The organism is Nonomuraea rosea (assembly GCF_039539705.1).
Classification (GTDB): Bacteria; Actinomycetota; Actinomycetes; order Streptosporangiales; family Streptosporangiaceae; genus Nonomuraea; species Nonomuraea rosea.
Window position 1 is genome coordinate 25,572 of sequence record NZ_BAABDQ010000029.1, and the last position, 16,313, is coordinate 41,884.

General features: G+C 72.4%; 14 protein-coding genes. 4 read left to right on the forward strand and 10 right to left on the reverse strand.

The window, feature by feature from the left end:
• Window positions 1-2: 2 nt before the first annotated feature.
• The gene (locus ABEA43_RS45325) at window positions 3-272 is read left to right on the forward strand and encodes a hypothetical protein (protein WP_345572260.1); all 270 of its coding nucleotides are present in this window, start codon (window positions 3-5) and stop codon (window positions 270-272) included.
• On the opposite strand, the gene ABEA43_RS45330 is transcribed toward ABEA43_RS45325, so the two are convergent.
• Genes ABEA43_RS45330 through ABEA43_RS45340 form a run of 3 tightly spaced genes read right to left on the reverse strand, consistent with a single transcriptional unit; the run spans window position 247 to window position 1,902 of the window.
• Window positions 247-1,233: an NAD(P)-dependent alcohol dehydrogenase gene (locus tag ABEA43_RS45330; protein ID WP_345572261.1), complete on the reverse strand. Its 987-nt coding sequence runs from the start codon at window positions 1,231-1,233 to the stop codon at window positions 247-249. The two genes, ABEA43_RS45325 and ABEA43_RS45330, sit on opposite strands and share 26 nt — an antisense overlap.
• A 28-nt stretch (window positions 1,234-1,261) precedes the next feature.
• Window positions 1,262-1,486, reverse strand: coding sequence for a helix-turn-helix transcriptional regulator (locus ABEA43_RS45335; protein WP_345572262.1), 225 nt, complete (start codon window positions 1,484-1,486; stop codon window positions 1,262-1,264).
• Window positions 1,487-1,488: 2 nt separating this feature from the next.
• Complete coding sequence (locus ABEA43_RS45340) at window positions 1,489-1,902, reverse strand: hypothetical protein (RefSeq protein WP_345572263.1); 414 nt, start codon at window positions 1,900-1,902, stop codon at window positions 1,489-1,491.
• Between the two features lie 305 nt (window positions 1,903-2,207).
• Between ABEA43_RS45340 and ABEA43_RS45345 the strand changes: the two genes are divergently transcribed.
• On the forward strand, window positions 2,208-3,011 hold the full coding sequence (locus ABEA43_RS45345) for an IclR family transcriptional regulator domain-containing protein (RefSeq protein WP_345572264.1): 804 nt from the start codon (window positions 2,208-2,210) through the stop codon (window positions 3,009-3,011).
• 48 nt (window positions 3,012-3,059) lie between these two features.
• Here the strand turns inward: ABEA43_RS45345 and ABEA43_RS45350 are convergent, their stop codons facing one another.
• Genes ABEA43_RS45350 through ABEA43_RS45370 form a run of 5 tightly spaced genes read right to left on the reverse strand, consistent with a single transcriptional unit; the run spans window position 3,060 to window position 7,404 of the window.
• Window positions 3,060-4,178, reverse strand: a complete 1,119-nt coding sequence (locus ABEA43_RS45350; RefSeq protein WP_345572265.1) for a quinone oxidoreductase family protein — start codon at window positions 4,176-4,178, stop codon at window positions 3,060-3,062.
• Window positions 4,178-4,540 (reverse strand): hypothetical protein, encoded by a 363-nt coding sequence (locus tag ABEA43_RS45355; protein ID WP_345572266.1) that lies wholly within the window; start codon window positions 4,538-4,540, stop codon window positions 4,178-4,180. The genes ABEA43_RS45350 and ABEA43_RS45355 overlap by 1 nt, the downstream gene beginning before the upstream one ends.
• Complete coding sequence (locus ABEA43_RS45360; RefSeq protein ID WP_345572267.1) at window positions 4,537-5,403, reverse strand: DODA-type extradiol aromatic ring-opening family dioxygenase; 867 nt, start codon at window positions 5,401-5,403, stop codon at window positions 4,537-4,539. Before ABEA43_RS45360 ends, ABEA43_RS45355 begins: the two co-directional genes overlap by 4 nt.
• Window positions 5,396-6,208, reverse strand: a complete 813-nt coding sequence (locus ABEA43_RS45365; RefSeq protein WP_345572268.1) for a citryl-CoA lyase — start codon at window positions 6,206-6,208, stop codon at window positions 5,396-5,398. The genes ABEA43_RS45360 and ABEA43_RS45365 overlap by 8 nt, the downstream gene beginning before the upstream one ends.
• Window positions 6,205-7,404 carry a CaiB/BaiF CoA transferase family protein gene (locus tag ABEA43_RS45370; RefSeq protein WP_345572269.1) on the reverse strand — a complete coding sequence of 400 codons (1,200 nt, stop codon included), beginning with the start codon at window positions 7,402-7,404 and terminating at the stop codon, window positions 6,205-6,207. Before ABEA43_RS45370 ends, ABEA43_RS45365 begins: the two co-directional genes overlap by 4 nt.
• 210 nt (window positions 7,405-7,614) lie before the next feature.
• On the opposite strand from ABEA43_RS45370, the gene ABEA43_RS45375 reads away from it, so the two are divergent.
• Entirely contained in the window at window positions 7,615-9,057 is a 1,443-nt protein-coding gene (locus ABEA43_RS45375; RefSeq protein ID WP_345572270.1) for an amidohydrolase family protein, read from the forward strand.
• A 4-nt stretch (window positions 9,058-9,061) separates the two neighbouring features.
• Here the strand turns inward: ABEA43_RS45375 and ABEA43_RS45380 are convergent, their stop codons facing one another.
• The gene (locus ABEA43_RS45380) at window positions 9,062-9,727 is read right to left on the reverse strand and encodes an alpha/beta fold hydrolase (protein WP_345572271.1); all 666 of its coding nucleotides are present in this window, start codon (window positions 9,725-9,727) and stop codon (window positions 9,062-9,064) included.
• 78 nt (window positions 9,728-9,805) lie between these two features.
• Here ABEA43_RS45380 and ABEA43_RS45385 point away from each other — a divergent pair, with 78 nt between their 5' ends.
• The gene (locus ABEA43_RS45385) at window positions 9,806-10,399 is read left to right on the forward strand and encodes a TetR/AcrR family transcriptional regulator (RefSeq protein ID WP_345572272.1); all 594 of its coding nucleotides are present in this window, start codon (window positions 9,806-9,808) and stop codon (window positions 10,397-10,399) included.
• 119 nt (window positions 10,400-10,518) lie between these two features.
• Here the strand turns inward: ABEA43_RS45385 and ABEA43_RS45390 are convergent, their stop codons facing one another.
• Window positions 10,519-15,987, reverse strand: coding sequence for an ATP-binding protein (locus ABEA43_RS45390; RefSeq protein WP_345572273.1), 5,469 nt, complete (start codon window positions 15,985-15,987; stop codon window positions 10,519-10,521).
• Between the last annotated feature and the right edge of the window lie 326 nt (window positions 15,988-16,313).

Consider the following 16,313-nt stretch of genomic DNA (forward strand, 5'->3'; position numbering starts at 1 on the left):
CCGTGCACCGCGACCGCGACCTGATCGGCAGGGCGCCGGCCGAGACCCTGCGCTACACGCCCCCGGTCCACGTGATCATGCGTCAGACCTCCGCCGTGGCGGAGATCGCCGGCGGCCTGGTGCCCGCGGGCGCCACCGTGATCTGCCTGATCGGGGCCGCGACGAGCGCCACTACGCCGACCCCGGCTCCTTCGACATCTGCCCGTACGGTTCACCCCCCGCATCCCCTGACGGGCATGCGAGCCGTCAGCCGCCGTCGTGCTCCATGGTGATCAGGACGCAGCCCTGCTTGTGGCCGGAGTCGACGCGCCGGTGCGCCTCGGCGGCCGCGGCCAGCCCGTAGCGTCCGTCGATGGCCGGCCGCATCTGCCCCGCCTGGGTGATCTGAGCAAGGAAGCGCAGGTCGTCGGCCTTGTCGGCCGCGGGGCGCAGGCCGGTGAAGGCGATGACCGCCCGCTTGTCGCCGAACCTCCGTGTCCAGAACGACTGCAGGAGGATCCCCGGCGTGGGAGCGGTGGACAGGTAGACGCCGCCGCTGTTCAGTACGCGTCTGCTCTTCGAGAACGAGCTCTTGCCCGCGGCGTCGAACACGACGTCATAGGTGCGGCCGGCGCGGGTGAAGTCGTGCGTGGTGTAGTCGATGACGTCGTCGGCGCCCAGCGAGGTCACCAGCTCCAGCTTGGGGGTGCTGCACACGCCGGTGACCCGCGCCCCGAAGTGCTTGGCGAGCTGCACGGCCGCCGCGCCCACGCTGCCGGCGGCGCCGTTGATGAGGACCTCCTGGCCCTCGCGTAAGCGGGCGTTGTCCCGGAGGAAGGGCAGGGCCGTGAGCACGCCGTCGAGGACGGCGACGGACTGGTCGTAGCCGAGGCCGGCCGGCAGGACGGCCAGCGCCCCGTCCTGGGGCAGGCACACGTACTCGGCGTGGGCGCCCATGGACGGGCCGGTGTCGCCGAACACCTGGTCGCCCACGGTGAAGCGGGTCACCTCCTTGCCGGCCGCCACGACCTGCCCGGCGAACTCGCCGCCCAGCGTCCTGGCTTTGGGCTTGACGGGGCCGGTGAACATCCGCGAGTAGAACGGGTCGCCGGCACGGAAGGTGGCGTCGGTCGCGGTCACCACGGCGGCGTGCACGCGTACCAGCACGTCCTGGTCGCCGGGCTCGGGCGTCCGCACCTCTTCGACGGTCAGGACGTCGGGGGTGCCGTACTTGCGGTAGGTCACTGCTTTCATGGGGGTGTCCCTTTCTCGGTGCGGGCGGTCAGTCTCCGGCGTCGGGGTAGTGGAAAACCTCTTCGAGGGGTACGCCGAACACCCTCGCGATCTGGAACGCCACCTCCAGCGAGGGCGAGTAGCGCCCCTGCTCGATGGCGATGATGGTCTGCCGGGTCACCCCGACGCGGGCCGCCAGGTCGGCCTGGGTCATCTCGTCGCAGGTGAACCGCAGGCGGCGGATGGAATTGGTGATCTTGGTGGGCTTGGGCATGGTCAGAAGCCGCGCCGGTAAGCGACGATCTTGACGGTCGAGGTGACGAGCGCGTCCAGGACGAACGCCAGATACAGGGCGTTGGCGATCCAGAAGTGCGCGACTCCCGCCAGCGTCAGCAGGAAGGCCCCGCCCGCTCCTGCCGCCAGGACGAAATAGCCGGCCCGGGTGGCGTGCCGGAAGATGCCGGCGTCCCGCTCGTCGCCGCGCCGGGCGTCTTTGGGTGCGCCGATCAGCATGGTGACCAGCATGTTCGCCGCGATCCCCGTGCCGGCGGCGAGGAGCAGCGGGCGCGCGTAGGGGATCTGCGCGACGTCGGCGCCGGTCAGCCGGCCGAGCACGGCCACGGCGTAGATCACCGGCACCACGACCGCGACCACCGCGTAGACCCAGGCGCGTTTCTCTTCGTAGGACATCTCAGCTCCATGTAAAGAATCCTTAACATGCTCCAAGGTAAAGCGGAGCAGACACCATGTCAATAATCTTTTACTTCTGACCTGCTGGGGAGCGTCTTCAGCGGCGATGGGGTCACGAGAGCGGTGGCGGACAAGCGTCCGCGTAACGACCGTCCGCGGAAACCTCGCCGTCACACCACCGGCTTCCCCGATCCCGTCTTCGTGGCTGAGCAGGGCTCCACTATGCTCAGCGCGGCTGCCGCTGTGCGGACATCCGGCCACGACGGTCTAGAGTCAGACCGGCGGCATCCGAACGGAGGCGTTTCATGGCACGTGCTGACACCGGCCCCGACTTCATCGAGGCGCTGGCGCGCGGCCTCGATGTCATCCGGGTGTTCCAGCCGGGGCGGCCCGTCATGTCCCTGACCGAGGTGGCGACCGCCACCGGCCTGGCCCGGCCCACCGCCCGGCGCATCCTGCTCACCCTCCAGGAGCTCGGCTACGCCAGGAGCGAGCAGGGCGGCTACGCGCTCACGCCCCGCGTGCTGGAGCTGGGGGTGACCTACGTGCGGTCGATGGGGTTGTGGGAGGTGGCCAGGCCGCACATGGAGGTGCTGGTCGCGCAGACCCGCGAGTCGTCGTCCATCGCCCAGCTCGACGGGTCCGACATCGTGTACGTCGCCCGCGTGGCCGTCCCGAAGATCGTCACCCTGTCGGTGCAGATCGGCACGCGCTTCCCGGCCCTGCAGACCTCCCTCGGCAAGGTGCTGCTGGCCGCGCTGCCGCCCGGGGAGGTGGACCGGGTGCTGTCCGAGCCCAGCCGCTCGGGGGTCGAGCCCCGCTGGCGGCCCGGCGCGGCCGAGCGGGAGTCGGCGCTGCGCGAGGTCCGGGCCAAGGGGTGGGCGCTGACGGACGAGGAGCTGGCCCTGGGCATCCGCAGCGTGGCGGCGCCGCTGCGCGACGGGCTCGGCAACGTGATCGCCGCGATCAACGTGAACGCGCACGCGGCGGAGACCTCCGTGGAGTGCCTGGCCGAGCAGCACCTGCCGCTGCTGCTGAAGACGGCAAGCGCCATCAGCGCCGACTGGGCGATGTACGAGCGGGTCCCGCAGACGACGATCACCTCGTGACACCCGCGCACGAGGCGGCCCGCCCTCACCGGAAGCTCCTCGCCCGGTTCAGGCCGACGGTTGCGGGGTCACGACGAGGCGGCCGGACGCTTGGCCCGCCGACTGGCGCTCCCAGGCTGACGCGATGTCCGCCAGCGGGACGGCCTCGTGCGCCACGTGCAGGCGTCCCTGCGCGACCAGCTCGGCGATCTCGCCGATGGCGGCGGCTCGCTGCTCAGGGCTGAGCTCGTTGTTGGTGTAGCCGAGCACCCGCAGCGACCGGCTGCGCAGGGTGGCGGAGTCGAGCGGGGAGGCCTCCCCCGCCGAGCCCCCCAGGTTGACCAGCCGGCCCGACGGCCGGAGCATGCGAGCTGCCGCCGCGGCGGGTACACCGAACAGCGGGTCCAGCACCAGGTCCACCGGCCCATCGCAGACGGCGGCCAGCCGCGCCACCAGCACGTCCACGCGATCCGCATCGCCAGCGCCGCCAGCGCCGCCAGCGCCGCCGCGACCACCCGCGCTGCCCGCGCCACCCGCGCTGCCCGCGCCACCCGCGCTGCCCGCGCCACCCGCGCTGCGCGCGTCACCCGCGTTGCCGCTGCCGGCCGCGTCCTCCGGGTTGCTCATGTCGAGCGAGACAACGGCGTCCGCGCCTGCTTGTTTCGCCCGGATGCGGCCGGCGGCCGAGCGGGCCGCTGCGACGACGCGGCGGGCGCCCGCGATCCTGGCCAGTTGGACGGCCGCCTGACCGACCACTCCGCCCGCGCCCAGCACGAGCACCTGCTCCCCCGCCGCGAGCTCACCGCGCCAGGTCAGCGCCAGGTACGCGGCCACGGCCGACAACCCCAGCGCCGCCATGGCGACCGGATCGACGCCGGCCGGCAGCTCGACCAGGTCCCCGGCCCGTACCAGGGCGACCTCGGCCATGCTGCCGTCCCCCGGCGCCATCCCGGCCGAGGTCGGGAACCAGACGAGCCGCCCGCCCGCCGTGCCCACGCCCTGCACGCCGGGCACGTAGGGCAGGGCGGGGGTGCCGAAGTAGGACGTACCGCTCGCGCAGAGCAGGTCCAGCGGGGTGATCGGCGCGGCCAGGACCCGCACCGGCACCCACCCCGGGCCCGGCACGGGCTCGGGGTGGTCGGCGAGGACGGGCGGCCGCCCGCAGCCCTCGATCAGCGCGGCGCGCATCACGTGGCGATGTCCGGATAAGGGAGGCTGTGGTGGGCGAGCCGCTGGGCGTATTCGAGCTGGAACCCCAGCGGCTCAGCATGGTCGCGCTCGAACATCGCGATGAACAGCGTCAGCGTCAGGAACGGATGCGCCCCCAGCTCGAACAGCGCCGGGTAGTCGTGCGCGGCCAGCGCCTCGCGCTCGGTGTCGTCGAAGCGCAGCCACGTGGACGACTCGACGGAGTGGCTGCCGAGTATGCGGTTGGCGTACTCGGACTCCCACCACTCCACCGTGGCCCGCGGCTCCTCCCGGTAGCGTTCGACCAGCTCGGGGTCCCGATCGACGGTGAACAGGAACTTGTTCAGCAGATACTTGCTCACGCGCGGCCGCCTCCGTCCGGGTACCAGGTGAAGTACGCCTCCATGGTGTGGAACAGGTCGAACGTGTCCACGTAGTCGGCCTTGCGGCCCTCCCCCGCGACCCCCATCATCAGCATGAAGTCCATGAACCCGTGAGTGGCGTTGCCCGGGCTCCACAGGCTGTCCAGGGTGACCTCCGACAGGCAGCCGTCGAGGTCCCCGGTGGAGATCCATTCGACGGCCTTGCGGTCGAACTCGGGATCGGGCCCGTGCGGCCCGAACTGGCGCGGCCCGCCCAGCTCCAGCGACAGGTGCCCGGTGCCGATGACCGCCACCCGCTGGTCGCCCGGCCAGGACTCCACGAGCGCGCGGATGGCCTCCCCGAGCTGGACGAACCGCTTGGGGCGCGGCAGCGGCGGGGCGAAGATGTTGGTGTAGACGGGGACGATCGGCAGGTCGTTCTGCGGGCGCAGGGTGAGGATCGGGCACGTGATCGAGTGGTCGATCCGCAGCTCGTTGGAGAAGGCCAGGTCGAATCCCAGGTCCAGGCCGCCGCGCAGGAGGTGGGCGGACAGGTCCTCATCGCCCTTCAGCAGCATGCGGGGCAGGCCGAACTCGCGTTCCTCGTTGTAGAAGTTCGCGTCGTAGAAGGGCGCCTTGCCGACCAGGAACTGCGGCATGTTGTCCAGCCAGAGCTGGTGGAAGTGGTCGGAGCCGACCATGACCAGCACGTCGGGCCTGGCCCTGGTGAGGGTCTCGCGGAACGCCTCGACCTTGCGCACCCATTCGTCGGCGAACGGTGGCCGGTCCTCTCCGGTGGCGGTGGAGGCGCGGTAGTAGAAGGGATGGTGGGTGGACGCGATGACCGCGACGAGTTCAGCCATGCAGGCCTCCGCTGGCGGGCTCTGGGGGGATGGACCGGTTGTTGAGGTCGACGGAGAGGAAGATGTCGTTGGCCACGGGGCTGCGCAGCTCCTCGGCGAGCTGCCCGATGAGCCCGGCGGTCCTGGCCAGCAGCGCGAAGGCGCGCAGCAGCTCCAGTGGGAGGCCGAGGTCGGCCAGCGCGGCGCCGCACACCCCGGCGCCGTTGAGCGGCAGGGTCCGGCCCAGCACCTGCGGGTGGACGCGGCCGATGGCGGCGAACAGCGACAGGTGCGGCCCGTACAGCCCTTCCTCCTCCGCGATCCGGAACATGCGCGGCGTGCGCGGGTCGCCGTCCTTGTGCACGTGGTGCCCGAGGCCGGGGATGAGCTTGCGCTCCTCGCGCCGGGCGCGGACGGTCTCCAGGGCGAGGGCGTCCCAGCCGGCGTCGTCGGCGGGGAGCGGCTCGCCGTGCGCACGCAGCACGTCGTCGAGGAAACGGCCGCAGTCCTCGGTGACGCCGAGGAACCGCGACCCGCCGCCGAGCAGTCCTGCCGCCAGCGCGCCCTGTACGGAGTCCGGCGCCGACAGGTACGTCAGCCGCGTCACGATCGCGGTGGGCGTGAACCCGTGGTCGGCGAGCGCGGCCAGCACCGCCTCGAACACGCGGATCTCGCCCGGGGCCGGGCGGCGCTGCGTGGCCAGCCAGAACGCCAGCTCACCGAAGCCCACCTGGCCCATCACGTCCTCGGCCAGGTCGTGACCGAGCAGAGTGATCGTCTTCAGCGACGACGCCCCGAGCGCCGTGGGGTATTCCCGCTCCGTCACGCCCGCTCTCCCTCGCCCGTGCCGGCCAGCCATTTGCGCAGCTCCGCGCCGTGCTCGTCCAGCTCAGGCGGCGGCAGCGGATAGCTGACCGGCGTCTCCGAGAACCGGATCGGGTGCCGCGCGCCGGGCACCGCCCGCTCCCCCTCCCCCACCTCCACGACCGGGTCCAGCCCGAACCGCTCGGCCATCGCGAACCCGCCGTCGATCGTGTTGATCGGCCCGCTCGGCACCCCGGCCTCGACCAGCAGCTCGAACCACTCGACCGCGCCCCGCCGGGCCAGCCGCTCGACCAGGATCGGCCGCAGCTCGCCGCGGCGCGCGGTGCGGTCGGCGTTGCGGGCGAAGCGCGGGTCGTCGGCGATCTCGGGGATGCCGAGCACCTCGCACAGCTTGCGGAACTGGCCGTCGTTCGCGGCGGTGACGATGAGGTCGTTGTCGGCCGTCGGCAGCGGCTCGTACGGGAACACGCTGGGATGCGCGTTGCCCATCCGGTACGGCACGACGCCGCCGGCCACGTACGCGGAGCTGTGGTTGACCAGCCCCGTCAGCGCCGACGAGAGGAGGTTGACCTCGACGTGCTGCCCCTGCCCGGTGGCCTCGCGGTGGCGCAGCGCGGCGAGGATGCCGATGACGGCGTGGTTGCCGGCCATCACGTCGAACACCGAGATCCCGGCCCGGTACGGCGGCCCGTCCGGGTCCCCCGTCAGGCTCATCAGCCCCGACATGGCCTGCACCATCAGGTCGTAGCCGGGCACCCGCGCCCCCGCCCCCGATCCGAAGCCGCTGATGGAGGCGTACACGATGCCGGGGTTGGCGGCGAGGACGGCGGCATAGCCGAGACCGTACTTGTCCAGCCCGCCCGGGCGGAAGTTCTCGATCAGCACGTCCGCGCGGCGGGCCAGCTCCCTGGCGGCCGTCGCGTCGGTCTCGTCCCGCAGGTCCAGCGCGATCGACCGCTTGCCGCGGTTGACCCCGAGATAGTACGTCGACACCTCGCCCCGCACCGGCGGCATCCAGCCGCGGGTGTCGTCCCCGGCGGGCCCCTCGACCTTGACGACGTCGGCGCCCAGGTCGGCCAGCAGCATCGTGGCGTACGGCCCGGCCAGGACCCTGGAGAAGTCGGCCACCAGCACGCCGGACAGCGGCCCGCTCCTCGCGGGCCCGTCCGATGCGGCGTCCGATGCGGCGTCTGTCATCCGGCTCCCTCTCTCCGCGCATTCATCAGACGGACATCTGTCCGTAATCGCGATTCTGGCACATCCTCCTCCGCCCAGGCCAGGGAGAGCCGGAGCGAGCCGGTGCGCTTGACAGCTCCCCGGGCGATCGTAGAGTTACGGCGAACGGAATGACCGTGTAGCGGACAACCGTTCGGAATGTGTCGCCCTGCGCCGTGAGGAGTCCCGACGATGAACGAGCGTACCGAGTTCGAGACCGGACGCCCCGTGGTGCTGCGTGGCGGCACCGTGTTACCTATGGACGGCAGACGGGTGCTGCCGCGTACCGACGTCCTCGTCAGCGGGGACCGGATCGCCGCCGTCGGCCCCGACCTGGACGCGCCCGAGGGCGCCGCCGAGATCGACGCGTCCGGCGGCATCGTCATGCCCGGGATGATCGACACGCACCGGCACATGTGGCAGACCGCGATGCGCGGCTACGGCGCCGACTGGACGCTCACCCAGTACTTCGTCTGGTTCTACCTGGAGTACGGCAAGCTGTTCCGGCCCGAGGACGTGCACGCGGGCAACACCCTGGCCGCGATCGAGTCCCTGGACGCCGGCGTCACGACCGTCGTGGACTGGTCACACGGCCTGCGGACCGTGGAGCACGCGGACGCTGCCGCCGACGCGCTGCAGGGGGTGCCGGGACGGTACGTGCTCGCGTACGGCAACATCCAGCAGCCGCCCGCCGAGTGGACCACCGCGCCGGAGTTCCGCGACTTCGTCAGCCGCCGGATCACCGGCGACGACCTGCTCGGCTTCCAGCTCGCCTTCGACGTGCTCGGCGACCCGTCCTTCCCGGAGCGGCCCGCCTTCGAGGTCGCCCGCGACCTCGGCGTGACGGTCACCACCCACGCCGGCGTGTGGGGCGCCACCGGCGACGACGGCATCCGGCTGATGTACGAGAACGGCTTCATGACCCCCGGCACCATCTACGTGCACGCCGCCTCGCTGTCGGCCGACTCCTACCACCGGATCGCGGCCACCGGCGGCTCCATCTCGGTCTCGACGGAGAGCGAGCAGAGCGCGGGCCAGGGCTACCCGCCCACGTGGGCCATCCGCTCCCACGGCATCCCGGTCTCGCTGTCCATGGACACCAGCGTCTGGTGGAGCGGCGACCTGTTCTCCGCCATGCGCGCCACCCTGGGCGCCGACCGCTCGCGCGAGCACCTGGAGGCGCACGCCAAGGGCGACACCGTCACCCACTGCGCGCTGCGCGCCGACCAGGTCGTGGACTGGGCCACCAGGGGCGGCGCGCGGGCGATCGGGCGCGACGACCTCGGCACGATCGAGCCGGGCAAGAAGGCGGACCTCGTGCTGATCAAGAACGACGCGTCGCCCGTGTCGTTCCCGCTGCTCAACCCGTTCGGCCACGTCGCGTTCCAGGCGCAGCGCGGTGACGTGCACACCGTCCTGGTCGACGGGCGGGTGGTCAAGCACGAGCACCGGCTGGTCGGCGTCGACCTCGCCGCCGCCCGCGCCCAGGTCGACCGCACCATCGAGTATCTGCGCGGCGAGATGGGCGAGGAGGCCTGGGAGAAGGGCATGAACCCCGACGTCCCCACGTCGAAGGTGCTCGACAACCCCTACACCTACACCGACTACCGCAGCGACTCCACCCACCGCCTCTGACCGGTCAGCCGGCTTCGAGCAGGATCTTCAGCAGGTCGTCGGGCGCGTCCCGCATGAGGTTGTGGCCGCTGTCCAGCGCGTGCGTCGTCCATCCGGAGTCCTCGCTCAGCCGCTGGTAGACGGGGGTGAACGGCGACTCGCCGGCCCAGGCGGCCGCGTACACGTAGACCTGGCGCGGGCCGCGCGCGCGGCCCGCCGGGCGGCTGAGCGGCTGGAGCAGCGAGGCCAGCGGGTGCGGGGTGGCACGGGCGTCGAAGAACGGCAGCGTCCGGACCGCGTAGCCGTTCTCCACCACGTCCGTGTACCACTGCCGCTCCCGCTCCGAGACCAGGCTCCAGCAGGAGTCGCCGTCCTCCGGCACCACGGCGTCCAGGTACACCAGGGCGCGCACCCGGCCGGGCAGGCGGTCGGCGACCCCGGTGATCACCATTCCGCCGTAGCTGTGGCCGACCAGCACCGCGTCCTGGATGTTCTCGGCCGCCAGCAGCGCGGTCACGTCCTGGAGGTGCGTGTCGAGGTTCACCGTGCCGTGCAGCAGGTGGCTGCGCTCGCTGAGGCCGGTCAGCGTCAGCGGGTACGCGCGGTGCCCGTGGCCGCGCAACCGCTCGGTGAGCTCCTCGAAACACCATCCGCCGTGGCACATGCCGGGAATCAGGACGAATGTCGCCATGACCGCACTCCTTAGATCGAACCGATCGGTACGATCTGGATGCTAGCAGCGATCGAACCGGCCGGTACCATCTCAGGTATGCCGGTTCCCAAGGGCTCGACGATCGACCCGGAGCGCACCCGCGCCACCATCCTCGAGGCGGCCTCCGCCGTGCTGTACGAGCGCGGCCTCGACGGCGTCGGCGTGGCCGAGCTGTGCGCCCGCGTCGGCGTGTCCAAGGAAACGCTCTACCGGCACTTCGGCACCAAGGACGGCCTGGTGGCGGCCATGCTCGAAGAGCGCAGCGAGCGGATCACGCACTGGCTGGCCCGGCAGGTCGCGGAGGCCGGCGACGACCCGCGCGACCAGCTCACCGCGGTGTTCGGCGCCCTCCAGCAGTGGTACGACGACCCGGTCTTCCGCGGCTGCGCGATGCTGAACGCGGCGGCCCAGCACCACGTCCAGGCCGTCCGCGACATCACCGCGCGCCACCTCGGCCGCTATCTCGATCTTCTGACCGGCATCGCCGGGCGCGCGGGAGCCGCCGATCCGCGCCTCCTGGGGCGGCAGCTGCTCATGCTGGTCGAGGGCGCCACGGTCGTCGCCGCGCATCACGAGGCGACCGGCACGGGCGAGGACGGTCGCCTGGCCGCGCTCACCCTGCTGGCCGCCGCCGGGGGTCCTCGGGGCTAGAAACCGTCGCGGCGGGCGGTGGGGCAGGTGCCGCCGTCGTCGCCTGGGGCCGCTTCGGCCCCTACGCCTTCTGAACAACGCCTTCTGAACGACGGCGACGGCGACGACGGCGGCTGGGCTCAGGCTCGGCGCAGCCGGGACTCGATGGCCTCGATGATCCGCGGGCGCAGCTCGGCGGCGCGGATCACGGCGTCGACGGAGCCGGCCTCGACCGCGCGCCGGATGTCGTGCACGCGGTCGAACTCCGCGGCCACCTCCCCGAGCTTCTCCGCGCGTACCGACGAACGCAGCTCGTCGAGCTCCGCGGTCAGCGTGGCGCGGTCGGTGCCGGAGGCGGCCGCGGCGCGGGCCTCCAGGTCCCGCACGCGGGGGTCGGCCGCCGTGCGGGCGTTGACGTCGCCGGCGAACACGACCGCGGCGGCGGGGGCGCCGCCGAGCACGGAGGCGAACGAGCCTTCGAGCGCGAGCACGGTGATGTTCGGGTTCAGGGCCTTCGAGAACACCACGAAGGCGCCGCCGTGGTATCGGGAGATCACGCAGAACACGATGGGCCCGCGGAAGTTAACGATCGCCCGGCCGATCTCGGCACCGTATTCGAGCTGCAGCTTCCGCATCGACTCAGGCGAGCCGTCGAAGCCCGACAGGTTCGCCAGCACCACCAGCGGCCGGTTGCCGCTGGCCGCGTTGATCGCCCGCGCGGCCTTCTTCGACGACCGCGGGAACAACGTGCCCGCGGTATAGGTGTCGGGGCCGTCGGTGGGCGGGAAGCCGCGCCGCGGCACCGACCGTGACTCGATGCCGAGCAGGCACACCGGGATGCCGCCGAGATGCACGTCCTGGACCGCCGCGGTCTCCGCGTCGGCCATGCCCGCCCAGCGTTCGAGCACGGGGTGGTCCTGGTCGGACAGTGCCCGCATCACGGTGCGGATGTCGAACGGCTTCTTGCGGTCCGGGTTGGCCTGGGCGGAGAAGATCTCGCCGACGGTGGTGAAGTCGCTGCCCGTCACGGTGTGCGGGAAGCCGGAGATGTCCCGGTCGATGGGGTCGGTCGTCCGCGCCCGCCGCGGGCCCTCCTCGCCCGGCGCGACGTAGGTGTGGTCGTAGTGCGACATCAGCACGCCGCGGGCGGCGGTCAGGTCCGGCGCCCAGTATTGGGCCTGCCCGTTCGGGCCCATCACCCGGTCGTAGCCGCCGATGCCGAAGTTGTCCTCGGCCGACACGCCGCCGGAGAAGTCGAGCGCGTGCTTGCCCGTGAGCACCATCGCCGAGTCCGGCGTCATGACCAGGATGCCCTTGGTGTGCATGAGCATGGTCGCCTCGGCGTTCCAGTACGGCTGCGCTCCGACGTTGATGCCCGCGACCACGATGTTGATCTCGCCGCCGTCCTGGGTGAACTCGACGATCCGCTTGAGCGCCGCGGCCACCCAGTCCATGTTCTCGGTGCCCGACTCCATGGAGATCCGGGCGCCGGAGGACAGCGCGTACCACTCCAGCGGCACCCGCATCCGCTCGGCCAGGTCCAGGGCGGCGATCACGCGCCGGCACTCCGGCTCCGACAGCGCGCCGAGCGACTTGGTCGGGTCGCCGAGCAGCACGACCCGGGTGACGCCCTCCGGGTAGCGCGCGGTCGGCGTGCTCACCACGCCCGCGACGATCGCCGCGGTGTTGCGCCCCTTCGGCCGCAAAACCGGCACCAGCGCGTGGTTCTCGTCGAGGTCGTGCTCGGCGAAGTCGCCCAGCAGGCCGGTCAGCTCGTACGGGTAGACCGTGTTGCGGCTGCTCGCGCGCAGCACCTTCTGGCGGTAGCCGTCGAGCGGCTCGACCGGCTCGGACGACGGCTCGCCGACGGTCAGCTCGGCCCCGCCGGTGGCGTCGAAGGAGATGCGTACGGCGATCTTCGTCAGCTCGCCGGTCACCCTGTCGCGCTGCCGCGCGATGAACAGGATCTCCTCCAGCCCGGCGCCCGCGGTCGTCGGCCGCACGCGCCCGGCGATCATCTCCATCTCCGCGCGGGTGATGTCGCTCGGCGGCCAGACGTAGACCACGATCCGGTTGGTGTTGAAGCGCTTGTTCGACGGCCGCCGCGACTGCGCGCGGCGGATGGAGTCGAGGCAGGTGGCGATGGTGTCCTCGGTCGTCGGCAGCGCGACCAGCCTGCCGTCGTGCTCGCGCAGCTCGGTCAGGTCACGCACCTGGGCGAACGCGACGAGGCGGTCGTCGGACGGGTTTTCCTTCGCCACGCACTGGAAGAGGTAGATCTCCTCGTCCGACGACGGCAGCCGGGTGAGGTCGAACTTGCTCAGCCGCTCCAGCTGCATCCGCTCCGCGATGTACGGGTGCAGGCCGCGGATCAGCCGGTCCTCGGCCATCCCGTCATCCGAGGGACGGAAGGTGAAGTGGTGATGCATCACCGCGCCGCCGCTGCCCGCGACGGTGGCGGTGAGCCTGCGGACCTGGCCGGGCAGCGGGTGGGCGCTGACGATCTCGTGCAGCGCGGCCGCCATGGCGTCGGAGTCGTCCGGCTGCCGCTCCCAGGCGAGATAGATGTCGGCGACGATGTCCTCCTCGCCGCTCGCCAGCTCGGCGAGCCCGCGCAGCGCGCCGCCCAGCGCGGCGAAGCTCACGGCCGCGGAGACCACGCACGATCCCGCGCGCTCGGCGACCACGAACGTGCAGCCGGCGGCCTCGCTGGTGCGGACGGCGGTCAGGCCCTTGTTGCCGTAGTAGCGCCGGGTCAGCACTTCCAGCATGACCGCGTTGTCGAGGTCGTCGCGGGTGAGCCGCTGGCCGAGCAGGCGTACCAGCGGTTCGGTGGTGCGTACCATCTCGGCGATGAGCTCGGTGCGGTCGGGCGCGTCCGGGTTCGCGTCCAGGTGGCGCAGGTGCTTGCGGACGTCGGCGTAGACGCGGGCGCGGTTGCGGCGCAGCAGCGGCTGGCCGAACCAGGCGAACACCACGCCGCGCGCCAGGTCGGCGACCACGGGGAAGCGGACCTGCGTCGCGGCCACCAGCCGCTCCAGCGCGAGGCCGGCGGGCTCGCGCAGCGTCTCGTCCGGCGGCGGCTCCCGCAGCCACGCGCGCAGCAACGCGGTGACGACCTTGACGTCGGCGGACGCGCGCTGCTGGGCGAGGAAGATCCGGAACACCGCGGCTTCGAGCTCGGGTGCGGGCTCCAGCCCGGTGACGCCGTAGTGGCCGAGCGCCTTGGCCAGCTTGGCCTGGAACGCCTCGGGCAGCCCGGCCCGCTCGACGTCGAGGCTCTGCAGGTAGGTGTGGAAGTATTCGCGGGCGCTGTGCAGGTGGCCGGCGACACCGCCGTCCTCACCCGCCGGCCGGTTGCGGCTCAGGTCGGCGAGGTCGGCGAACACCTCGGCGAGCTGGATCTCCTCGGCCAGCGGCGAGTGGCCGGCCTCGATGGACGCCCGGCGCGCGGCGAGGTAGTCGCCGAGCACCCGGCGTTCGTCGTGCGGGTCGACGTCGAAGCCCAGCAGCAGGCCGCGCAGGTCCTCCTGACCGCGCGCGGTGCGCGCCCGCACGGGAAGCTCGGCGGGCGCGGCGGGCAGGTCCAGCTCGACGGACTCCGTGACCGCGGCGGCCGCGGCTTCGGGGTCGTCGGCGAGCGGCTCCAGGCGCAGCAGCGGCGCGCCGGTCTCCACCTGGCTGCCGACGGAGACGACGCATTCCTTCAGCCGCGCCTTGAACGGCGCCCGCAGCACCGTCTCCATCTTCATGCTCTCCAGCACCAGCACCGGCGCGCCCGCCTCGACCTGGCTGCCGACCTTCACCGGCGTGGCGACGACCAGCGCGGGCGCGGGCGAGCGGATGACGCCGCCCTCGTCGCGGCTGACCCGGTGCGCCACGCCGTCCACCTCGATCAGATGGATCGGCCCGTGCGTGCCGATGAGCAGGCGGTAGCGGGCGCCGTTGACGATGATCTGCCCGGTGTGCCGGTCGAAGCGGTCGAGCTCGACGTCGGCGGTGCGGACGTCGCCGCCCGCCTCGACGCCGACCCGGAACCGGTGCGCGCCGATCCGCGCGACGCGCACGCGGTAGCCGGCGCCGCGCAGCTTGAGGTCCAGCGGCCGGCCGCTCTCGTGCTGCACCTGCGGGCGTCCGCCGAACGCGGTCGACAGCAGCCGCTGCCGCTCGGCGCGCTCCTCCTCCTCGTACGCCTCGATGGCGGCGGCCGCCAGCGCGACGGCGGAGTGACGGTGCGAGACGAGCCGGCCCTCACCGCGGACGCGGTCGATCCAGCCGGTGTCGGCGCTGGCGTCGATCACCTCGGGCTGGTCGAGCAGGTCGAGCACGAAGCTCTTGTTCGTCGCGCCGCCCTCGATGATGACCTTGGTCTGCGCCATCGCCCTGCGCAGCCTGCCGAGCGCCTCGTCGCGGTCGCGGCCATGCGCGATGATCTTCGCGATCATCGAGTCGAAGTCGGCGGGGATGGTGTCGCCCTCGCTGACGCCGGTGTCCACGCGGATGCCGGGCCCGGCGGGCAGGTCGAGCCGGACGATGCGGCCAGGGGAGGGCGCGAAGTCGCGGTCGGGGTCTTCGGCGTTGAGCCGGGCCTCGACGGCGTGCCCGCGCTCCACCGGCGGCGCGCCTTCGAGCCGGCCGCCCGAGGCCACCTCAAGCTGCGCCTTGACCAGGTCGAACCCGGTGGTGGACTCGGTGATCGGGTGCTCGACCTGCAGGCGGGTGTTGACCTCCAGGAAGGCGAACGTCCTGGTGCCGGGGTGGTAGAGGAACTCGACGGTCGCCGCGCCGCGGTAGCCGACCGCGAGGGCCAGCCGCTCCGCCGACGCCTTGAGCTCGGCCGCCTGCTCGGGGCTGAGCACCGGCGACGCCGACTCCTCGATGACCTTCTGGTTGCGCCGCTGCACCGAGCAGTCGCGGACGCCGAGCGCCCACGCGGTGCCCTGGCCGTCGGCGATCACCTGGACCTCGACGTGCCGGGCCCCGGTGACCAGGCGCTCCAGGAACACGACGCCGCTGCCGAACGCCCGCGCGGCCTCCTGGCTGGTGCGCTCGTAGGCGTCCGCGAGCTCGGCGTCGTTCGTGATCACGCGGATGCCGCGCCCGCCGCCGCCCGCGGTGGCCTTCAGCATCAGCGGGTAGCCGATCCCGGCCGCCGCCGCCAGCGCGGCGTCCAGGGTCTCGACCGCGCCACGGCTCCACGGCGCGACCGGCACGCCGACCTCCTCGGCGATCAGCTTCGCGCCGATCTTGTCGCCGAGCTTGCGCATGGCCTCCGGGCTCGGCCCGACGAAGGTGACGCCGATCTGCTCGCACAGCTCCGCGAACGCCGGGTCCTCCGCGACGAAGCCCCAGCCGACCCACGCGGCGTCGGCGCCGGTCTCCACCAGCGCGCGCTCCAGCGCCTTCAGGTCGAGGTACGGGCGCGCGGACGCGGGCCCCAGGTCGTAGGCGATGTCGGCCTCGCGCACGAACGTGGCCGTGCGATCGACGTCGGTGTGCAGCGCGACGGTCTCGATCCTGGTCCCGGTCTCGGCGGCGATGTCCCGTACGGCGTGGATGAGCCGCATGGCGGCCTCACCACGGTTGACGATGGCGACACGACTGAACACGCGACCGAGCCCTCCTGTAGACAACGATGTGCGCGCCGCGACACGGCGGGCCCGCACTTTGTACCTTTCCGTCTACCGGTTGGCAGCGCCATGTCGCAGACAGCGCAGGCTACCCGGCCCCAATTGTGGAAACCGACCAAAAGCCGTCTGCCGCCCGTGGCTTACCAGGGCCTGCCCGCGTCGCCCCGCCGCGGCACCCGTCGATGTTACTAGCCCGCGTGACCAGGCCCGTTCCGGCGACACGACCGCCGCCCCCGGCCTTCCCCCGGTGACCTGAGCCGCGGCGCCGCCCGCCGGGTGCGTGGCCTACCCGCGCAGCCTTTCCA